The sequence below is a fragment of the Archangium sp. Cb G35 genome (assembly GCF_001896145.1).
GTDB classification, from domain to species: domain Bacteria; phylum Myxococcota; class Myxococcia; order Myxococcales; family Myxococcaceae; genus Archangium; species Archangium violaceum.
This window is the reverse complement of the sequence record NZ_MPOI01000014.1, coordinates 120,785-137,491: the sequence shown is the minus strand read 5'-3', so window position 1 is coordinate 137,491 and position 16,707 is coordinate 120,785. Positions and strand designations below refer to the sequence as shown.

Sequence of the window (16,707 nt, the reverse complement as noted above, 5' to 3'; positions counted from 1 at the left end):
TCCGTCGAGCCGCCCGTGTCCGAGGAGCCCACCTCCGAGCCGCCCGTGCCGGGCGACGAGGAGCCACGGCCTCAACCCGAGGATCCGGTGGTGGTGACACCCGTCGAGCCAACGCCCCCGGAAGAGCCCCGGCCGCCGCCGCCCATGTTCCAGCCCGGCTTCCATCAGGCGCTGCGCTGGTCCTACAGCACGGGCAGCGTGACGTTCCGCCTGCGCGTGCCGGTGGGCCGGGGCGGAGAGCGGGTGCGGCTCGCGTTCCGCGCGGGAGAGGGGAGCCTCGTGTTGCGCAAGGCCACCGTGGCGCTGGCGGGCCCGGATGGCTCGCTGGCCTCGGCGCCGGTGGCGGTGACGTTCTCCGGCACGCCGGGCTTCTCCGTGGCCGCGAGGACGCGCGTGGTGTCCGATCCCGTGTCGCTGCCCGTGCAGTTCCGCGACGAGCTGGCCGTGTCCTTCGAGGTGCAGGGCGCGCTGGGAGTGAGCGCCATCCATGCGCTGCCGGGCAGCTACGTGCGCTCGGGCGCCTACGCGAGCGTCTCGGGCCCATTGGGCGGGACGCCGTGGGATCGCGCCGTGGGACTGGCCACGGTGGACGTCGAGGGCCCGCCCGCCCGTGCCTTCGTGGCCCTGGGTGACAGCATCACCGAGGGCTACATCGACGAGCTGGACGACACGCGCCTGGCCTGGCCCTCCGTGGCCGAGGCGCAACTGGGCGTGCCCATCGTCAACGCGGGTGTCTCGGGCCAGGGATTCTACGACGCGCTGCAGAACCTGGACACGGAGGTGCTCTCGCTCCAGGGCATCACCGACTGCATCGTCCTGCTGGGCACCAATGATCTGGCCGCACTGGACATGGGCGGCCTGAAGTCGCGGATGAACACGCTCGTCTCGCGATTGCAGCCCTTCTGCCGCCTCTGGGTGGGGACGCTGCTGCCCAAGGAGAAGAGCAACCACGGCAGCTACGAGGTGGTGAAGCAGCAGCGGCTGGAGATGAACGCGTGGCTTCGCGCCACATTCCCGGATGTCATCGACTTCGAGGCGGTGACGCGCCGGCCCGACAACGTGCACCTCTTCCTGGACGGGCTGGAGGTGGACGGCATCCACCCGAGCGCCGAGGGACACCGCGTCATGGCCACCGAGGCGGCGCGTGTGCTGCGCGAAGCAGGCGTGCAACCCGGCCCGGGCGTGCTGCTGCCCGCCGAAGGGGAGCCCTGAGCGGGGCGTCCGGGGGTGCCGAACGGCTCGCCAGGAGGACGGCGGACGGTTATGTCTCCAGGTGCCGGACCTGTCCTCCGGCACGGCACCATGACGAACACCTGGTACGACGCGGTGGTGGTGGGCTCGGGCTTTGGCGGACTGGCCACGGCGCTGGAGCTCACCCGGAGGGGCGCGCGGGTGGCCCTCTGCGAGACCCTCAACTACCCGGGAGGCTGCGCCAGCACCTTCCGCCGGCACGGCTATTCCTTCGAGGCGGGCGCCACCCTCTTCTCCGGGCTCGACGAGGGGCAGCTCTTCGGCCGGTGGGTGCGGCAGCTCGGGCTGGACGTGACGGTGGACTGGTTGGATCCGATGGTGGAGCTGCGCACCCCGGGCATGCGGCTGGAGGTGTACCGCGACCGCCAGCGCCTCGTGGAGCAGCTGTGCGCCTTCCCAGAGGCTCCCGCGGACGCCCTGCGCGACTTCTTCACGCTGCAGCGGCAGGTGGCCCAGGCGCTATGGCCGCTCTTCGATGATCCTTCACTGCTGCCGCCGCTCGACGTGCGCGCGCTGCTGCGGCATGCCTCGCGTGCCCTGCGGTACACGCCGCTGGTGCGCTGGATGGGACGGCCCCTGGGCTCCATCCTGGAGCGGCTCGGGCTGCTGCGCTTCACCCCGCTGCGCACGTACCTGGACGCGCTCTGCCAGATTACCGTGCAGTGCGCGGCCGCCGAGGCCGAGGCCCCTTTCGCGCTCGCGGCCATGGACTACTACTGGCGGGGCACCGGGCACGTGCGCGGAGGGATTGGAAGACTGGCCAGTGCGCTCGCGGGGGCCGTCACCGCGGGGGGCGGCGAGGTGCTGTACGCCAACCGGGTGAAGTCACTCGAGGCCGTGCCGGGAGGGTGGAAGGTGTCGGCGCGCCGGGGCGAGCTGCTCGCGCGCCACGTGGTGGCCAACGTGCTGCCCCAGGGGTTGATGCGGCTGCTGGGCCTCCCGCCCGAGCAACTGCCCGCGCGCCTGCGGGAGCTGGCCGGACGGGTGGCGGACGGATGGGGCGCGGTGATGCTGTACCTCGTGGTGCGAGCGCCTGGGGACGCACCACCCGGTGCGCACCACCTGGAGCTGGTACAGAACGAGCAGGCCGCCTTCGTCGAGGGCAATCACCTGTTCGCCTCGCTCAGCGGAGAGGCGGACACGGGCAGGGCGCCGCCGGGACACAGGACGCTCACGGTGTCCACGCACGTGCCGCTGCGCGCACTGACGGAGCGGCCCGAGGAGGAGCAGGCGCGCATCGTGTCCACGATTCAAGAGCGGATGCGGCAGGGATTGCGGCGCCTGGCGCCCGAGTGGATGGAGAACCTGCAGCACGAGATGACGGCCTCACCGCGAACCTTCGAGCGCTTCACGCAGCGCGAGGCGGGCGCGGTGGGCGGAGTGCCGAGGCGGGCCGGGCTGTACCACTACCGTTCCCTGGGGCCGAGGCCGGTGATGAATGGATTGTGGCTCGTGGGGGACTCGGTGTTCCCGGGACAGAGCACGCTGGCCACCGCGCTCGGAGGCGTGCGTACCGCCGCGAGCATCGCGCGCGGGTGACGAGGGGGGCTCAGTCGCCCTCGAAACGCACGCCGGCCTTCCTGGCCTCGGCCACGAGCATGTCCACCTTCTCGAGATAGGCATCCATGTCCGCCTTGCGCTCCAGGCCGCCCGAGGACATGTAGCGCACGGTGCCGAAGATTTCGCGCTCGCCCCAGGGCCTGTCGTGCAAGCCGAACAACCAGCCCACGTTCGCGTAGGAGTTGGCGTCGCGCCCGTCCAGGAAGTACCGGTTGTTGAGCGCCAGCGTCGTGGCGTGCGCGTGCTCGGGGGTGCTGCTCCACTCGAGGATCTTCTTCCCCCAGTACATGCGCATGGCGTTGTGCATGTAGCCCGTGTAGCGCATCTCCCGCATGGCGGCATTCCAGTACGGGTCGTGCGTGCGCGCCTGCTCGAGCTGCTCCCGCGAGTACTGGTGGTGCCGCTCGTCGCTCCGGTGCTTGTCCAATGTCTTGCGCGCCCACTCGGGCACGCACGCGAAGGTGTCGTAGTGGGGCGAGTACTCGGCGAAGTTCTGCGCCAGCTCGCGCCGGACGATGAGCTCCTCGAGGAAGCTCTCGCGCTGATTGTCCGCCGCCTTCGACTCGCGCGCCGCGAGCGCCACCTGCACCGGGCTCACCTGCCCGAAGTGGAGGTACTTGCTCATGTGCGAAACGTGCGTCGTCTCCGGGTGCGGCCGGCTCTCCTCGTAATTGGGGAGGTGCTCGGTGAGGAATTTGCGCAGCAGGCGCTTCGCCTCGCTCGTGCCGCCCCGGAAGCGGTGGCTCACCGGCGGCACGGTGCGATCCAGGTCCAGCTTCGCCAGCACCGCGTCGAGGCTCTCCAGGTCAAGTCCCTTGACGCCCAGCCCCAGTGAGTCTGTCTTCAACGGCGTGGGCGAGAGTTCCACCAGGTACGTGCTCCAGAGGCGGTGGATTCTGGGGCGGAGGGTGCGCGCGGCGTACTCGGCCTTGCCCGAAGCGGCTTCCACCGGCACCACCACGTCGCCCTCGACTTGAATCACCGGGCAGGAAGCCTTCTCCGCCACGGTCTCGCGCCACTGCTTCTGGTGGCGCAGGTAGCCCCGGTCACACACCACGAGCGAGGCCTTCTTCGCGAGCTTCAGCGCCACCACGTCCGGAGCACCGCGCTGGAGCACGAGGGGAATCTTCCGGCGCGCCAGCGTGCGCTGCGCGTCCTGGAGCCCCTCCAGCATGAAACGGTAGTGGCGGACATTGGCCTCGGGGTAACCGTCCATGAGGCCGAAGCCCACCAGCAGCGGCAGCTTCGCCTCGTTGGCGCGCTGGATGGCGTACTCCAACGCCGGGTTGAATTCGGCCCGCTGGCTCTGCTGCATCCAGTAGAGGATGTAGTCGCCGCGCTTCGGCTCGTGCGTGTTGAGCCGCTTGATGCGGCCCTCTTCGATGGTCCTGCTCGCCATGGAGCCCTTTTAGGGAAGTGCCTGTTCCACGGCCAGGGTAAGAGCAACCCGAGTCATCTGCTGGACTCGCGAGGGCAGAAGGAACCGGACATGAAGCCGAGAAGCACTCACGCCCTGTACCTGTTGATACTGGTGGCTTTGTCACTCCAGGCCGCTCCGGCGGGAGCCCAGGAAGCACTGGCAGTGCTCGAACCGGTGGAGGTGAGCAGCTACCAGGGGGAAGAGGGACAAGGACTGCGGCTGGCCTTCAAGAGGGTGAGGCCAAACCCGGCACTGGCACTGTGGACGGTGGGCCAGGCCAGGGAGGTGGTGGCGGCATTGGAGGAGGAATTCCAGCAGGCGACGTCGAGGCCTGGACTGAAGCTGTTGCCGGAGGCACACACACGGACGATGGCGGGCCTTCCGCCACCAGCGGACCTGCGCCCCTCGGCATTGGAGAGGCGGGTGCGCGAGGAGTACGAGGCGCTGTTGGGTGCGTCCTTGGTGGAGCTCCCCGGCTCTCTGGAGAGTGCCCGGTGGTTTCAGGCACTGAAGCTCTCTCCGCGCTACATGGGCGAGGGAGTACACGAGGCCGCGGTGGAGCTGTTCAGCTCGCCCGCCGTCCTGCTCTCGGTGGGCACGTCCATGGCGCTGTATGCGCTGGCGTGGGCGGCACCGGAGCCCGTGTTCTCCAAGGCGTTGGCGGGAGCGGTAACACTGGCCCTGCTGCTGACGTACAGCGCGGCGGAACTCTACAACGTGGGGCTGGCCTGCCTGACGCTGTACCGCGAGGCGGAAGCGGCAACGACGAGGGAAGCGCTGGAAGCGGCGGCCGAGCGATTCGGCAAGGCGCTGGGCGGAGTGGGGCTGCGCGTGCTGGTGACGGTGGCGGGGGCGAAGCTGGCGCGAGGACTGCCGGAGGTGCCGAAGGGAGGGCTGTGGGCGAGTCTGTCACCTCCGCGCTTCGCCCTGGCGGGAGGGAGCGCGCGAGGAAGCGTGAGGGTAGTGGCGGGAACGTCGGCCCAGGTGAGCGTGGCGAACGGGACGGTGGTGCTGATGGGCGTAACGGGGAGCACGGCGGCGGCGGCGATGACATCGGCGGTGAGCGCAACGAGAACGACGGGAGCGTGTGCGGAGTCGGGGGAGGGCGGCCACCAGCGCCACCACCTGTACACCAACAAGAACGACATCTCCGAGAGCAGCGGCGGCCCCTGGACGCCCCGGTTCGAGAGGCTCTTCAAACGAGCGGGGATGAGCCTGGATGACCCAGCAAACGTCGTCTACCTGCGAGACCACAAGGGGCCCCACCCCGAGTCGTACCACAGCGAGATTTTCGAACGATTGGAGCAGGTGTTGTCGGGTTGTTGGCCCCAGGCCGATTGTCGAACGAAGCTCGTGGACGAACTCGACAAGATTGCAGGTGATGTATGCAAGCAAGGCTCCAGGCTCAACAAGCTGGCCACGGGGAAGCCATGACTGCTCTGACAAGATATTACAAGCTGTACGACAACGTATACATTCCAGGGCGCTGGGAGCTGGATTTTCCTCTCTTCGCGGATGGCGAGCCCGAGAGAGGGCGCGAGGAAGACGACCAGCGCGAGTTGTTCGACATCTGGCGGTTCAAGCAGGGCCGCGTCCTGGAAATCGACGAGCCCATTCGCTTGACCATGAAGCCGGCGGGCCTCGCACTCGAATTCAGTCATGCCATCGGTGTTCCCGTCGTCCACCGGAGGGTCGTCTCGCTGTTCGAGCGCCTGGGGCTCCAGAAGGACGTGCAGTTCATCCCCGTGAAGATAGAGGGGCAGACGGAGCCCTGGTTCATCCTCAATGCATTGCGCGTCATCCGGTGCATCGACGACGCCCGGTGTGAGGAGGTGCTCTACTGGCTGCCCGAGGACAACCGCCCGGACAAGCTGGGGCAGTACCGCAACGTGGCGGGGCTGAAGGTGGACTCGGAGAAGATTGGCGACGCCCACATCTTCCGTCCCTGGGGCTGGAAGGTCGTCCTCATCGTCTCCGAGCACGTCAAGTCCGCCATGGAGGCCGAGGGCATCACCGGCATCAAATTCCTCGAAGTCTGAAGCGCCAGCTGCTCCACTTCCTGCAGCCTGGCCACCGCGAACCGCTACCGGTGCAAGGACCAGGGCTGGTGCGTATCCCGGGCTCAGCATGTGAGCACAGCTCACTGCGGACCCCTCCCGCCTGGCGGCGTTCCAGTACGGTAGAAGCCCCCCATCCATCCCCTCGACTCCCAAGGGCGGAAGGAGCCAGACATGAAGCCGAGAAGCACTCACGCCCTGTCCCTGTTGATGCTGGTGATCCTGACGCTCCGGGCCGCACCGGCGGGAGCCAAGCAAGCGCTGCCGGTGCTCGAACCGGTGGAGGTGAGCAGCTACCAGGGGGAAGAGGGACAAGGGCTGCGGCTGACCTTCAAGAGGGTGAGGCCGAACCCGGCACTGGCACTCTGGACGGTGGGCCAGGCCAGGGAGGTGGTGGCGGCATTGGAGGAGGAATTCCAGCAGGCGGCGTCGCGGCCTGGACTGAAGCTGCTGCCGGAGGCCCACACGCGGGCGATGACGGGCCTTCCGCCACCAGCGGACCTACGGCCCTCGGCCCTGGAGAGGGGGGTGCGTGAGGAGTACGAAGCGCTGTTGGGTGCTTCCCTGGTGGAGCTACCCGGCTCTCTGGAGAGTGCCCGGTGGTTTCAGGCACTGAAGCTCTCGCCGCGCTACATGGGCGAGGGGGTGCGCCAGGCCGCGGTGGAGCTGTTCAGTTCGCCCGCCGTCCTGCTCTCGGTGGGCACGTCCCTGGCGCTATATGCGCTGGCGTGGGCGGCACCTGAGCCCGTGTTCTCCAAGGCGTTGGCGGGAGCGGTAACACTGGCCCTGCTGCTGACGTACAGCGCGGCGGAACTCTACAACGTGGGGCTGGCGTGCCTGACGCTGTACCGGGAGGCGGAAGCGGCGAGGACGAGGGAAGCGCTGGAAGCGGCGGCCGAGCGATTCGGCAAGGCGCTGGGCGGTGTGGGGCTGCGGGTGCTGGTGACGGTGGCGGGGGCGAAGCTGGCGTGCGGACTGCCGGAGGTTCCGAAGGGAGGGCTGTGGGCGAGTCTGTCACCGCCGCGCTTCGCCCTGGCAGGAGGGGGCGCGCGGGGAAGCGTGAGGGTGGTGGCGGGGACACGGGCGCAGGTGAGCGTGGCGAACGGGACGGTGGTGCTGATAGGAATGACGGGGAGCACGGCGGCGGCGGCGGTGACGTCGGCGGTGAGCGCGGCGCGGACGACGGGGGACTGTGCGGAGTCGGGGGAGGGCGGCCACCAGCGCCACCACCTGTGCACCAACAAGAACGACATCTCCGAGAGCCGCGGCGGCCCGTGGACACCTGATTTCGAGAGACTCTTCAAACGAGCGGGGATGAGCCTGGATGATCCGGCGAACATCGTCTATCTGCGAGGCCACAAGGGGCCTCATCCGGAGGCGTACCACGCCGAGATTTTCGAGCGGCTGAGCGATGCGCTTGGAACCTGTAAGCCCCTGGCGGAGTGTCGAGCGAAACTCGTGGACGAACTCGATAGGATCGCAGGGGATGTCTGCAAGCAGGGATCCAGGCTCAACAAGCTGGCGACGAGGACGCCATGACCGTGCGTACAAGGTACTTCAAACTATATGATGACAAATACATCCCGGGGCGTTGGCACTTGGGGATGCCGCTCTTCGCAGATGGCGAGGACGAGGACTCGGGAGATCCCGAGAAGCGCGAGCTGTTCGACACCTATCGGTTCCTCGAGGGGCGGGTCCTCGAAATCGAAGGGCCGATCCGCCTGGTGGTGAAGCCGGTAGGCGTCGCACTCGATTTCAGTCAGGCCCAAGGTATTCCCATCGTCAACCGGCGGGTCGTCTCACTCTTCGAGCGTCTGGGGCTTCACAAGAAGGTCCAGTTCATCCCCGTGGAGGTCGAGGGACAGACGGAACCCTGGTTCATCCTCAATGTCTTGCAACTCATCCGGTGCATCGACGACGCCCGGTGTGAGGAGGTGCTCTACTGGCTGCCCGAGGACAACCGCCCGGACAAGGAGGGGCAGTACCGCAACGTCGCGGGGCTGAAGGTGGACCCGGAGAAGATTGGCGACGCCCACATCTTCCGGCCCTGGGGCTGGAAGGTCGTCCTCATCGTCTCCGAGCACGTCAAGTCCGCCATGGAGGCCGCGGGCATCACCGGCATCAAATTCATCGAGGTTTGAAACCTCAGCGCTCACCGCACGGCGAGTGCTCAGTGCATCCTGTCACTCCGCTCCCTGGACCGCCCCGCTCCGCTCCCGCGCCGCGTGCCACGCCAGCGCGCCGAACGTCCCCGCCAGCGCGCTCAGCAGGCCTCCCGCCGCCAGGAACGCACCTCCCAGCCCCACCGCGCCAATCAGCGGCTGCGCGAGCAGCGGTGACACGAACTGCCCCAGGAAGAGGCTCGTCGTCAGCAGGCCCATCACCCGGCCTCGCGCGGCTTCCGGTGCCACCTCGCCCGCCCAGTTGGCCATGTTCGGCGTCAGCAATCCCTGCCCCAGTCCCGACACCGCCAGCCCTCCCACCACCGCCGCGTACGACTGCGACATGCCCACCAGCACGTAGCCCAGCGCCATGCACGCGAAGAGCACCGCCATGATGCTCCGGTACCCGAGCACCTGCCTCACCCGCGCATAACGCAGCGACACCACCGACCCCACCACCGTCGACACGCCCACCGCCAACCCCGCCATCGCCGAGGACTGCACCCCCAGCCTCCTCAGCAGGAACGGCAGCTGCACCGGAATCAGGTAGAAGATCATCATCCCCACCATCGCCAGCGCGTAGACCTGCCACAGCGTGCTCCACGGCAGCGCCACCCGCGCCGCTCCGCCCGCCGCCGCTCCCCGCTTCACCTCCGGCTCGGGCAGGAACAGCAGGATGAGCGGAAGGACCAGGAGGGCATATAGGTAGACGGCGAACGGAGCCCTCCAATGAATGTCGGCCAGCAGGCCTCCGCCCAGCATGAAGACGAAGCCTCCCACGCCCATGAACGCCGCCTGGCGCCCCAGCACCACACCCCGCTCGGGGCCCGCGTAGTAGTCCGCGATGAGCGCCGCCGCCGTCGTCATCAGCCCTCCCACCGCCAGCCCCAACAGCCCCCGGCACACCAGGATCAGCGGCAGCGACGTCAGCACTCCCGGCAGCGAGCCCGCCACGCCGTACAGCGCCACCGACGCCACCAACAGGCGCTTGCGGCCAAAGCGGTCGATCAACACCCCCGCCAGCGGCGCCCCCATCGCGGTGAACAGCGCCGGCAGCGACACCACCAGCCGCACCCATAGGTCAATCCCTGGCACCCACTCGAAGGCCATCCGCAGCCGCGGCAGGGAGGGTGAGATGGCGGCGCTCGCCATGATCGTCATCATGCTCACGAGCAACAGGGTGAGCAGACGCAGGGCCGGGTGGGGGGTGCGCATCCGGAGTTTGTAGCCCCACTGCTCCCCTCGACTCCAGACCCCCCGGGTGCGTCTCCGGCTCAGAGCTCCTTCACCGCCTTCACCACGTTGTCACCCACACTCCCCGGGTGAATGATTTGAAACCCAAGGTTGCGGCAGACGCGCTGCATCGCCCCGTTGCCCGAGAGGATGTCCGCGACAATCCGTCTCAGCCCCCAGTCGCGGCCCACGTCCACCAGCCGGCGCAACAGCTCCGACCCCAGCCCCTGTCGCTGCACCGCGTCACTGATGAGCATCGCGAACTCGGCGTCCTCCGTCCCCGGCAGCCGCGTCAGCCGCCCCACCGCGAGCAGCTCTCCCATGTTCGGCGCCTCCGCCCGCTCCACCACCAACGCCATCTCCCGCGCGTAGTCATTGAAGCAGATGCGCGCCAGCCGCTCGTGCGCCACGCGCTGGCCCAGCTTCATCATCCCCGCGTACCGCAGGAACACCGTCTGCTCCGACAGCGTCTTGTGGAACTCCACCATCCTCGGCTCGTCCTCGGGACGGATGGGGCGGATGACCACCCATCCCCCCTCCTTCGTCCTCCACCGCTCCACGTACTTCACCGGGTACGGGTGGATGGCCAGCCGCGGCAGGTCCTCCTCCCTCACCTCCGGGCCGTGCAACACCACGCGCGCGTCCAGCGCCACCAGCCGCTCCGCCGACGCCAGCAGCGGGTTGATGTCCACCTCCTTGATGAAGCGCTGCTCCACCACCAGGTTGCTGAAACGCACCAACAGCTTGCGCAGTGCCCCCAGGTCCACCGGCTCGCGGCCGCGCACGCCCTTCAACGCCTCGTGGATACGCGTCTGCTCCATCAGCCGGCCCGCCAGCGTCGTGTTCAGCGGCGGCAGCCCCAGCGCCCGGTCCTTGAACACCTCCACCAGCGTACCGCCCGCGCCGAACAGCAGCACCGGCCCGAACTGCGCATCCAGTGTGCTCCCCACGATGAGCTCATAGCCCTCCAGCTTCACCATGGGCTGCACCGTCACCCCGTCGAAGCCGTCTCCCTTCCCCAGCGCCTCCAGCTTCCCCCGGATGGCCTCGAAGGCCTCGCGCACTTCCCGCGCCGTCCCCAGGTTCAGCTTCACCCCGCCCACCTCCGACTTGTGGGTGATTCGATGCGAGTGCAGCTTGAGCACCACCGGATAGCCCAGTGACTCGGCCTCGCGCACCGCCTCGTCCACCGTCGTGGCCAGCCGCGTCTCCACCGCCGGAATGCCATACGCCGCCAGCAACCGCTTGGACTCGTACTCCGTCAGCAGCGTGCGCCCCGCCTCGCGCGCCTCGCGGATGAGCCGCTCCGCCTCCTCGCGACCCTGCGGCTCCTCCGCCAACACCGGCGTCTCGTACAGGCCCGCCAGGTTGTACGTGTAGCGCCACATGTAATTGAAGATGCGCGCCGCCGTGTCCGGATAGCCGAACGTCGGAATCCCCACGTCGTTGAGGATGCGCTCGCCCGCCGCCACGTCCGAGCCTCCCATCCAGCTCGCGATGACGGGCTTGCCCAGCTTCGCGTAGGGCCGCAGCCGCTCCGCCGTCTGCGTGGGCTCGGTCATGTCCTGCGGCGCGAGAATGACGAGCAGGCCGTCACTGTTCTTGTCCGCGCCCGTGACCTCGAGTGCCTTCGCGTAGCGCTCGGGATCCGCGTCGCCCAGGATGTCCACCGGGTTGCCGTGGCTCCACGCCGGGGGCAGGAAGCCATTCAGCTCCGTGACCGTCTTCTCCGAGAGCTTCGCCAGCTCGCCCCCGCCCGCCACCAACGCGTCCGTGGCCAGTACACCCGGGCCGCCCGCGTTGGTGAGGATGGTGAGCCGCCGGCCCTCGGGACGCGGCTGCCGGGCCAGCACCTCGGCCATGTAGAAGAGGTCCGCGATGGAGTCCACGCGCAGCACGCCCGTGCGCCGGAAGGCCGCGCTCAGCACCTCGTCGCTGCCCGTCAGCGAGCCCGTATGCGAGGCCGCCGCCGCCGCCGCCTGCGCCGTCCGCCCCGCCTTGATGACGATGATGGGCTTGTGCAGCGCCACCTCGCGCGCCGCCGACAGGAAGGCCCGCGCGTCGCCAATGGACTCCATGTACAGCAGGATGCTGCGCGTGCGTGGGTCATCCCCGAGGTAGTCGATGACGTCGCCCCACCCCACGTCCAGCATCGAGCCGATGGACACACAGGCGCTGAAACCCACCCCCTCGCCTTTGCTCCAATCGAGGATGGCCGTGAGCAGCGCGCCACTCTGGCTGACGAAGGCCACGTTGCCCGGCCGCGCCATGTCCCGCGCGATGGTGGCGTTGAGCCCCGTGCTCGGCCGCATCACCCCCAGGCAGTTGGGGCCGATGATGCGGATGCGAGCCTCCCGGGCGATCTGGAGCACCTCCTGCTCCAGCTTCACGCCCTCGGGGCCCACCTCCTTGAAGCCCGCCGAGATGATGATGACGCCCTTCACCCCCGTCTTCGCGCACTCGCGCATCACCCCGGGCACCGTGTCGGCCGGTGTCACGATGACGGCCAGCTCCACCGGCTCGGGCAGCGCCTCCAGCGAGGGCCACGCGCGGATTCCCAGCACGTTCTTCCGGTTGGGATTGATGGGGTAGACGGTGCCCCCGAACGGGCTGCTGATGAGGTTCCAGAGGATGGTGCGCCCCACGCTCCCCTGCCGCTCGCTCGCCCCTATCACCGCCACGCTGTGTGGACTGAAGAGGGCATCCAGCGGATGCCGGCCCTGCTGGTGCAGCAGGTCGTACGAAGGGTCATTCGGTGGCGTACGGGTCGGCTGGGCCATGGGGTCCGTTTCTTGCTCCCGGAACGCCCGGGTTCAACCGCAACCGTATGCCACTGGCGGATGTGGAACAGGTGCCTGGCTACGCCCGGGACCGTGTTGGCGGTAGGCTTCTCCCGCCATGGCTCGCCGCAAACAGACCGATGAGGCCACCACCCGTGTCCGCAACCTGATCGCCCTCGACGCAGCCAACATCATGCGCCGGCTCGACGCCCGCCGCGGAGAGATGTTCGCCCTCTTCTCCCGCCTGCGCAGCCGCGAGCCCATGCTCAGCACCATCTCCACCCGCTACACCTCGGCCACCTTCCAGGAGCTCATCCACCTCCCCGTCCTCGAGCAGTCCGTCGTGGACCACTTCTACGAGTGCCTCGACACGCTGCGTTGGTACTTCACCTATACCGAGGACATGCCCAGTACGGCGCAGCAGACCTTCAATACGCTGCACCGCCGTCTGGAGGAGGCCCACCGCAAGCTCGTCGCGACGCTGGGTCATCCCGTCTCTCCAGATGGCACCACGGTGGTCGAGGGCGAGGTGATCCGCAGGGCCGACAAGGCACTTCCCTGAAGCGAGTGAGCAGGCAAGCGACAGGCTGCTACGTGCCCCGGCTTCTCGGCCGGTTCCTGTCTCGGTCCGGGTCTTTCGTCTAGAGTTCCCGCCGCATGTTCCAAGCTTCTCGTGGCAGGCGGTGGGCGGTCGTCCTCCTCGTTCCCTTCCTCCTCGGTGCCCTCCTCTGGGCGTTCTGGCCAGTTCCCGCGAAACCACCGGCGCCCCGGCTGGCCCGTGCTCCGCGCGCCCCGCGTGCCGCAGCCTCGGCCGACAAGCCGCTCCGGCTCGCCCAGGCCTCCGCTCCCGCCCAGGCAGCTCCGGCTCCCGCCGCCCCGGCTCCCGCCGTCAGCCGCGCGCTGCCTCCGCCCTCTCCACGGGCCCTCAAGCTGTATCAGCTCGGCAAGAAGCTCGGCGTCCACGAGCCCCATCTCGAGGACCCCTGTGTCGCGCCCTCCGGCACCACCTGCGCCCGCACCGCGCTCGCCCCCTTCTTCGAGTCCCTCGACGCCCTCTCCTCCCGCGAGTCCTCCTCCCCCATCGTCATCTCCGCCTTCGGCAACTCGCTGATCGCCGGAGATCGCATCGTGGACGTCATCCGCGAGGAGCTCGGCGCCACCTTTGGCGACGGTGGGCGCGGTGTGCTCGCCGTGGATCGCCTCGCCAACTATGGGCCCCGCGTCCGCGCCGGCTTCGCTCGCGGCGGCTGGGAGCCTCGTACCCTGGGCGAGGTCAAACTCGCCGAGCTCCCCTTCGGCATCAGCGGCGTCTACCACCGCTCCACCACCACGAAGGCCAGCAGCCGCTTCGCGCTCGACCGTGAGCCACGGGGCACCCTGTGGTGGCTCGACGTGCCCCGCGCCGGCCAGCTCTCCGTCCACGCCGATGGAAAGGAGCTCGCCCGCGCCGAGCCCCAGGGCTCCGGTCAGGCCCAGGCCCTCTCCTTCGACATCCCCGAGGGCGCCCGCAACCTGGAGGTCGTCGCCGAGGGCCGTGACGCCGTGGTGCTCGGCGTCGTCCTGCAGCACCAGCGTCCCGGCATCGTGCTCGACACGCTCGGGGTGCCCTCCGCCGACGCCAATCTCTTCCTGCGCGCCCGCGAGGACGTCTTCCGCGCCCAGCTCGCCGAGCGCTCCCCGCGCCTGCTCCTCTTCATCCTCGGCGGCAACGAGGCCAAGCGCCTCGAGTGGGGCCGCTCCAACCTCGCCGAGGTCGAGGAAGGTCTGCGCACCTTCGTCCGCCGCTCGCGCGCCGCCGCTCCTGGCAGTGCCTGCCTCGTGGTGGGCCCCATCGACGCCGTGCGCGGGGGCAGCGGCGCCAAGAGACTCGCCCAGCGGCCCTACCTCGACGAGGTCATCTCCATCGAGCGGCAGATCGCCCTCTCCGAGGGCTGCGCCTTCTTCGACATCTTCTCCGCCATGGGCGGCTCCGGCTCGCTGGCCCGCTTCGTCGAGGCCAGGCTCGTCCACGACGACCTCGTCCACCCGCGCGGCCATGGGCTCGACATCCTCGGCCAGCTCATCACCGATGCGTTGCTGCGCTCGTGGGTGGACGCGGCGGACCCGAACCGCCAGGCCGCCCTCGCCCCGCCGCTCCAGGCCTCCGAGGAGGCACGGTGAGAGCGCTCCTCGCCGCCCTCCTCCTCCTCTGCCTCACCGCACCGCTCCCGGCCCCGGCCCGCGCCCGCACCGCCGCCGCGGCCCGGAAGAAGGACGCGCCCTTCCCTCCCGAGGTGCAACGCGCGCTGAATGCGCTCGTGCGTGCCGAGCTCGCCAAGGGCTCCTACGCCGGACTCTCGGTGGGCGTGCTCCACGGCGGCATGCGCTGGGTGCAGGGCTATGGCATGCGGGACATCACCCAACAGCTACCCGCCACGCCCCGGACGACGTACCGGATGGCCTCCATCACCAAGTCCTTCACCGCCGTGGCGGTGATGCAGCTGGTGCGGGAGGGCAAGCTCGAGCTCGACACGGACGCGCGGACCTGGGTGCCCCAGTACCCAGAGAAGTCCTGGAAGTTCACCGTCCGCCAGCTGCTCGGCCACCTCGGCGGCGTGCCCCACTACGACGGGCCCGAGGCCGCGGAGAACACCCAGCCGCTCGACACCGCGGGCGCCCTCGCCCTCTTCGCAGACAAGCCGCTCGCCGCCGAGCCCGGCACGAAATTCGTCTACACCACCTGGGGATACAACCTGCTCGGCGCCGCCGTGGAGAAGGCCTCGGGCCAGGGCTACGGCCGCTACCTGAAGTCCCACGTCTTCGGCCCCGCCGGCATGCGCCACGCCGCGCTGGATGACCAGCGCACCCGCGACAAGCAGCACGCCGTGGGCTACCGCCACTTCCGGGGACAGCTCGTCCCCTCGCACTTCCTCGATGTCTCCAGCCGTTTCGCCGGCGGTGGCACCCGCGCCTCCGTGGAGGACCTGCTCGCCTTCGGCCAGGCCATCCTCCAGCACAAGCTGGTGCCCGCGGAAACAGCACGGATGATGCAGGCCTCCCTGAGCACCCGCGAGGGCCAGCTCACCGACTACGGCCTGGGCTTCGCCACCTACCCGCTGCGCGGCCACTACATGGTGGCCCACGCCGGAGGCCAGCCGGAGACCACCTCGCTGCTGGTGATGCTGCCCGCCGAGGACGTCGTCATCGCGATCGCCAGCAACCTGGAGGGCGAGGCGAAGCGGCAGCGGCGCATCTCCACCCGCATCATCGAGACGCTGCTGGAGGAGAGGCTCGTCCGCCGCGACGCGCACCTGGTGGACCCGGTGGACGCCGTGGTGCACGAGGGGCTCGCCCGGCTCTTCACCTACGGGCTCGCCTACCACCAGTGGGCCACCCGCGGCCCCGGCGCGCTCCCCGAGCCGGGTGACCTCTCCGAGGCATTCACCCGCATGTCCGCGCTGCTCGACCGCGCCACCATCGCGCAGGACCCCGAGGCGGCGCTGCGGCGCGTGCGCGACGCCCACCATCCCCGCGAGGGCTCGCTGCTCATCCGCGTGGGCGCGCACATGGCCGTGACGCTGGAGAAGACGCTGGGGCCCGAGAAGCTCCGCGAGTACCCCAAACGTGGCGCGCTCGCCTTCTTCACCGACTACCTCGCCGCCTGCGCGCAGGTGCCCTGCCCCGCCCCGCTGCGCTTCAGCGAGGCCGTCCAGAAGGACGCGCGGCACTTCGACGAGGTGTGGCAACGCGCGCAGGTGGCCGAGCTGCGGCGCGTCCGGCTGGACGAGGTGAAGGACCCCGAGGCGCTCTGGCCCGCGCTGGAGCTGGCCACCGCGAACACCACCCTGCACCCGGACTACGTGGATGAAATGCTCCGCGTCGCGGGACTGCTCGGCAAGCGGGGCCGGAAGGAGGAGCAACTACGCTGGCTGGAGCGCACCGTGGCCCTGCATCCACAGTCGGCGCCGGCACGCGAGGCGCTCGCCAAGGTGCAGGCCCCTGGAACGCAGACGGTCCCCGCCGCCACCGCGCCCCTCCGCACCACCGATGGCAGCAGCCCCGTGCCCGATGACGCCGGACTCCTGCCCGCCTCACGCCCCACTCCGCAGCCATCACAGGAACGCGCCGCGGACCAGGGGGGCTGACCCGCGGAGCGCGCCTCCACTGCGTCAAACACCCCTCGCCCTCCGGGAGAGGAGCCCCCCGTCGTTCAAAGGGGGGGCAAGCCCCCCGGGGTGAGGGTATCCGAGCCTGTACTCCTCTCC

12 protein-coding genes are annotated in these 16,707 nt (G+C 69.4%); 9 read left to right on the top strand and 3 right to left on the bottom strand.

Annotation, left to right across the window (positions count from 1 at the left end; genetic code table 11):
• The first annotated feature begins 15 nt into the window (after nucleotides 1-15).
• Together BO221_RS37325 and BO221_RS37320 are read left to right on the top strand one after the other, a co-directional pair.
• Complete coding sequence (locus BO221_RS37325) at nucleotides 16-1,212, top strand: GDSL-type esterase/lipase family protein (RefSeq protein WP_233166428.1); 1,197 nt, start codon at nucleotides 16-18, stop codon at nucleotides 1,210-1,212.
• Nucleotides 1,213-1,302: 90 nt separating this feature from the next.
• Complete coding sequence (locus BO221_RS37320; protein WP_073565648.1) at nucleotides 1,303-2,790, top strand: NAD(P)/FAD-dependent oxidoreductase; 1,488 nt, start codon at nucleotides 1,303-1,305, stop codon at nucleotides 2,788-2,790.
• 10 nt (nucleotides 2,791-2,800) lie between these two features.
• On the opposite strand, the gene BO221_RS37315 is transcribed toward BO221_RS37320, so the two are convergent.
• Entirely contained in the window at nucleotides 2,801-4,210 is a 1,410-nt protein-coding gene (locus BO221_RS37315) for a deoxyribodipyrimidine photo-lyase (RefSeq protein WP_073565647.1), read from the bottom strand.
• Between the two features lie 90 nt (nucleotides 4,211-4,300).
• On the opposite strand from BO221_RS37315, the gene BO221_RS37310 reads away from it, so the two are divergent.
• From BO221_RS37310 to BO221_RS37295, 4 genes are all read left to right on the top strand, one after another.
• Nucleotides 4,301-5,665: an AHH domain-containing protein gene (locus BO221_RS37310; RefSeq protein ID WP_073565646.1), complete on the top strand. Its 1,365-nt coding sequence runs from the start codon at nucleotides 4,301-4,303 to the stop codon at nucleotides 5,663-5,665.
• Entirely contained in the window at nucleotides 5,662-6,270 is a 609-nt protein-coding gene (locus BO221_RS37305) for an imm11 family protein (protein WP_073565645.1), read from the top strand. The genes BO221_RS37310 and BO221_RS37305 overlap by 4 nt, the downstream gene beginning before the upstream one ends.
• A 192-nt stretch (nucleotides 6,271-6,462) precedes the next feature.
• Nucleotides 6,463-7,827, top strand: a complete 1,365-nt coding sequence (locus tag BO221_RS37300; RefSeq protein WP_073565644.1) for an AHH domain-containing protein — start codon at nucleotides 6,463-6,465, stop codon at nucleotides 7,825-7,827.
• Between the two features lie 65 nt (nucleotides 7,828-7,892).
• Nucleotides 7,893-8,429, top strand: coding sequence for an imm11 family protein (locus tag BO221_RS37295; protein ID WP_083681987.1), 537 nt, complete (start codon nucleotides 7,893-7,895; stop codon nucleotides 8,427-8,429).
• A 42-nt stretch (nucleotides 8,430-8,471) separates the two neighbouring features.
• Here the strand turns inward: BO221_RS37295 and BO221_RS37290 are convergent, their stop codons facing one another.
• Both BO221_RS37290 and BO221_RS37285 read right to left on the bottom strand, forming a co-directional pair.
• Complete coding sequence (locus tag BO221_RS37290) at nucleotides 8,472-9,665, bottom strand: MFS transporter (RefSeq protein ID WP_073565642.1); 1,194 nt, start codon at nucleotides 9,663-9,665, stop codon at nucleotides 8,472-8,474.
• A 59-nt stretch (nucleotides 9,666-9,724) separates the two neighbouring features.
• Entirely contained in the window at nucleotides 9,725-12,463 is a 2,739-nt protein-coding gene (locus BO221_RS37285; RefSeq protein WP_073565641.1) for a bifunctional acetate--CoA ligase family protein/GNAT family N-acetyltransferase, read from the bottom strand.
• 118 nt (nucleotides 12,464-12,581) lie between these two features.
• On the opposite strand from BO221_RS37285, the gene BO221_RS37280 reads away from it, so the two are divergent.
• The 3 genes from BO221_RS37280 to BO221_RS37270 all read left to right on the top strand — a co-directional run bounded on the left by BO221_RS37280 (nucleotide 12,582) and on the right by BO221_RS37270 (nucleotide 16,587).
• A complete protein-coding gene (locus tag BO221_RS37280; protein ID WP_073565640.1) occupies nucleotides 12,582-13,025 on the top strand; it encodes a hypothetical protein in 444 nt (147 codons plus the stop codon).
• 95 nt (nucleotides 13,026-13,120) lie between these two features.
• Nucleotides 13,121-14,623 carry a GDSL-type esterase/lipase family protein gene (locus BO221_RS37275; protein ID WP_073565639.1) on the top strand — a complete coding sequence of 501 codons (1,503 nt, stop codon included), beginning with the start codon at nucleotides 13,121-13,123 and terminating at the stop codon, nucleotides 14,621-14,623.
• Nucleotides 14,620-16,587 (top strand): serine hydrolase, encoded by a 1,968-nt coding sequence (locus BO221_RS37270; RefSeq protein WP_073565638.1) that lies wholly within the window; start codon nucleotides 14,620-14,622, stop codon nucleotides 16,585-16,587. The genes BO221_RS37275 and BO221_RS37270 overlap by 4 nt, the downstream gene beginning before the upstream one ends.
• The last annotated feature ends 120 nt before the right edge of the window (nucleotides 16,588-16,707 follow it).

Excerpts from the sequence above, each read along its gene's own strand:
- BO221_RS37290 (WP_073565642.1), bottom strand. The coding sequence starts at position 9,665 with ATGCGCACCCCCCACCCGGCCCTGCGTCTGCTCACCCTGTTGCTCGTG.
- BO221_RS37295 (WP_083681987.1), top strand. The coding sequence starts at position 7,893 with ATGCCGCTCTTCGCAGATGGCGAGGACGAGGACTCGGGAGATCCCGAG.
- BO221_RS37300 (WP_073565644.1), top strand. The coding sequence starts at position 6,463 with ATGAAGCCGAGAAGCACTCACGCCCTGTCCCTGTTGATGCTGGTGATC.
- BO221_RS37310 (WP_073565646.1), top strand. The coding sequence starts at position 4,301 with ATGAAGCCGAGAAGCACTCACGCCCTGTACCTGTTGATACTGGTGGCT.
- BO221_RS37285 (WP_073565641.1), bottom strand. The coding sequence starts at position 12,463 with ATGGCCCAGCCGACCCGTACGCCACCGAATGACCCTTCGTACGACCTG.
- BO221_RS37305 (WP_073565645.1), top strand. The coding sequence starts at position 5,662 with ATGACTGCTCTGACAAGATATTACAAGCTGTACGACAACGTATACATT.
- BO221_RS37275 (WP_073565639.1), top strand. The coding sequence starts at position 13,121 with ATGTTCCAAGCTTCTCGTGGCAGGCGGTGGGCGGTCGTCCTCCTCGTT.
- BO221_RS37315 (WP_073565647.1), bottom strand. The coding sequence starts at position 4,210 with ATGGCGAGCAGGACCATCGAAGAGGGCCGCATCAAGCGGCTCAACACG.
- BO221_RS37320 (WP_073565648.1), top strand. The coding sequence starts at position 1,303 with ATGACGAACACCTGGTACGACGCGGTGGTGGTGGGCTCGGGCTTTGGC.
- BO221_RS37280 (WP_073565640.1), top strand. The coding sequence starts at position 12,582 with ATGGCTCGCCGCAAACAGACCGATGAGGCCACCACCCGTGTCCGCAAC.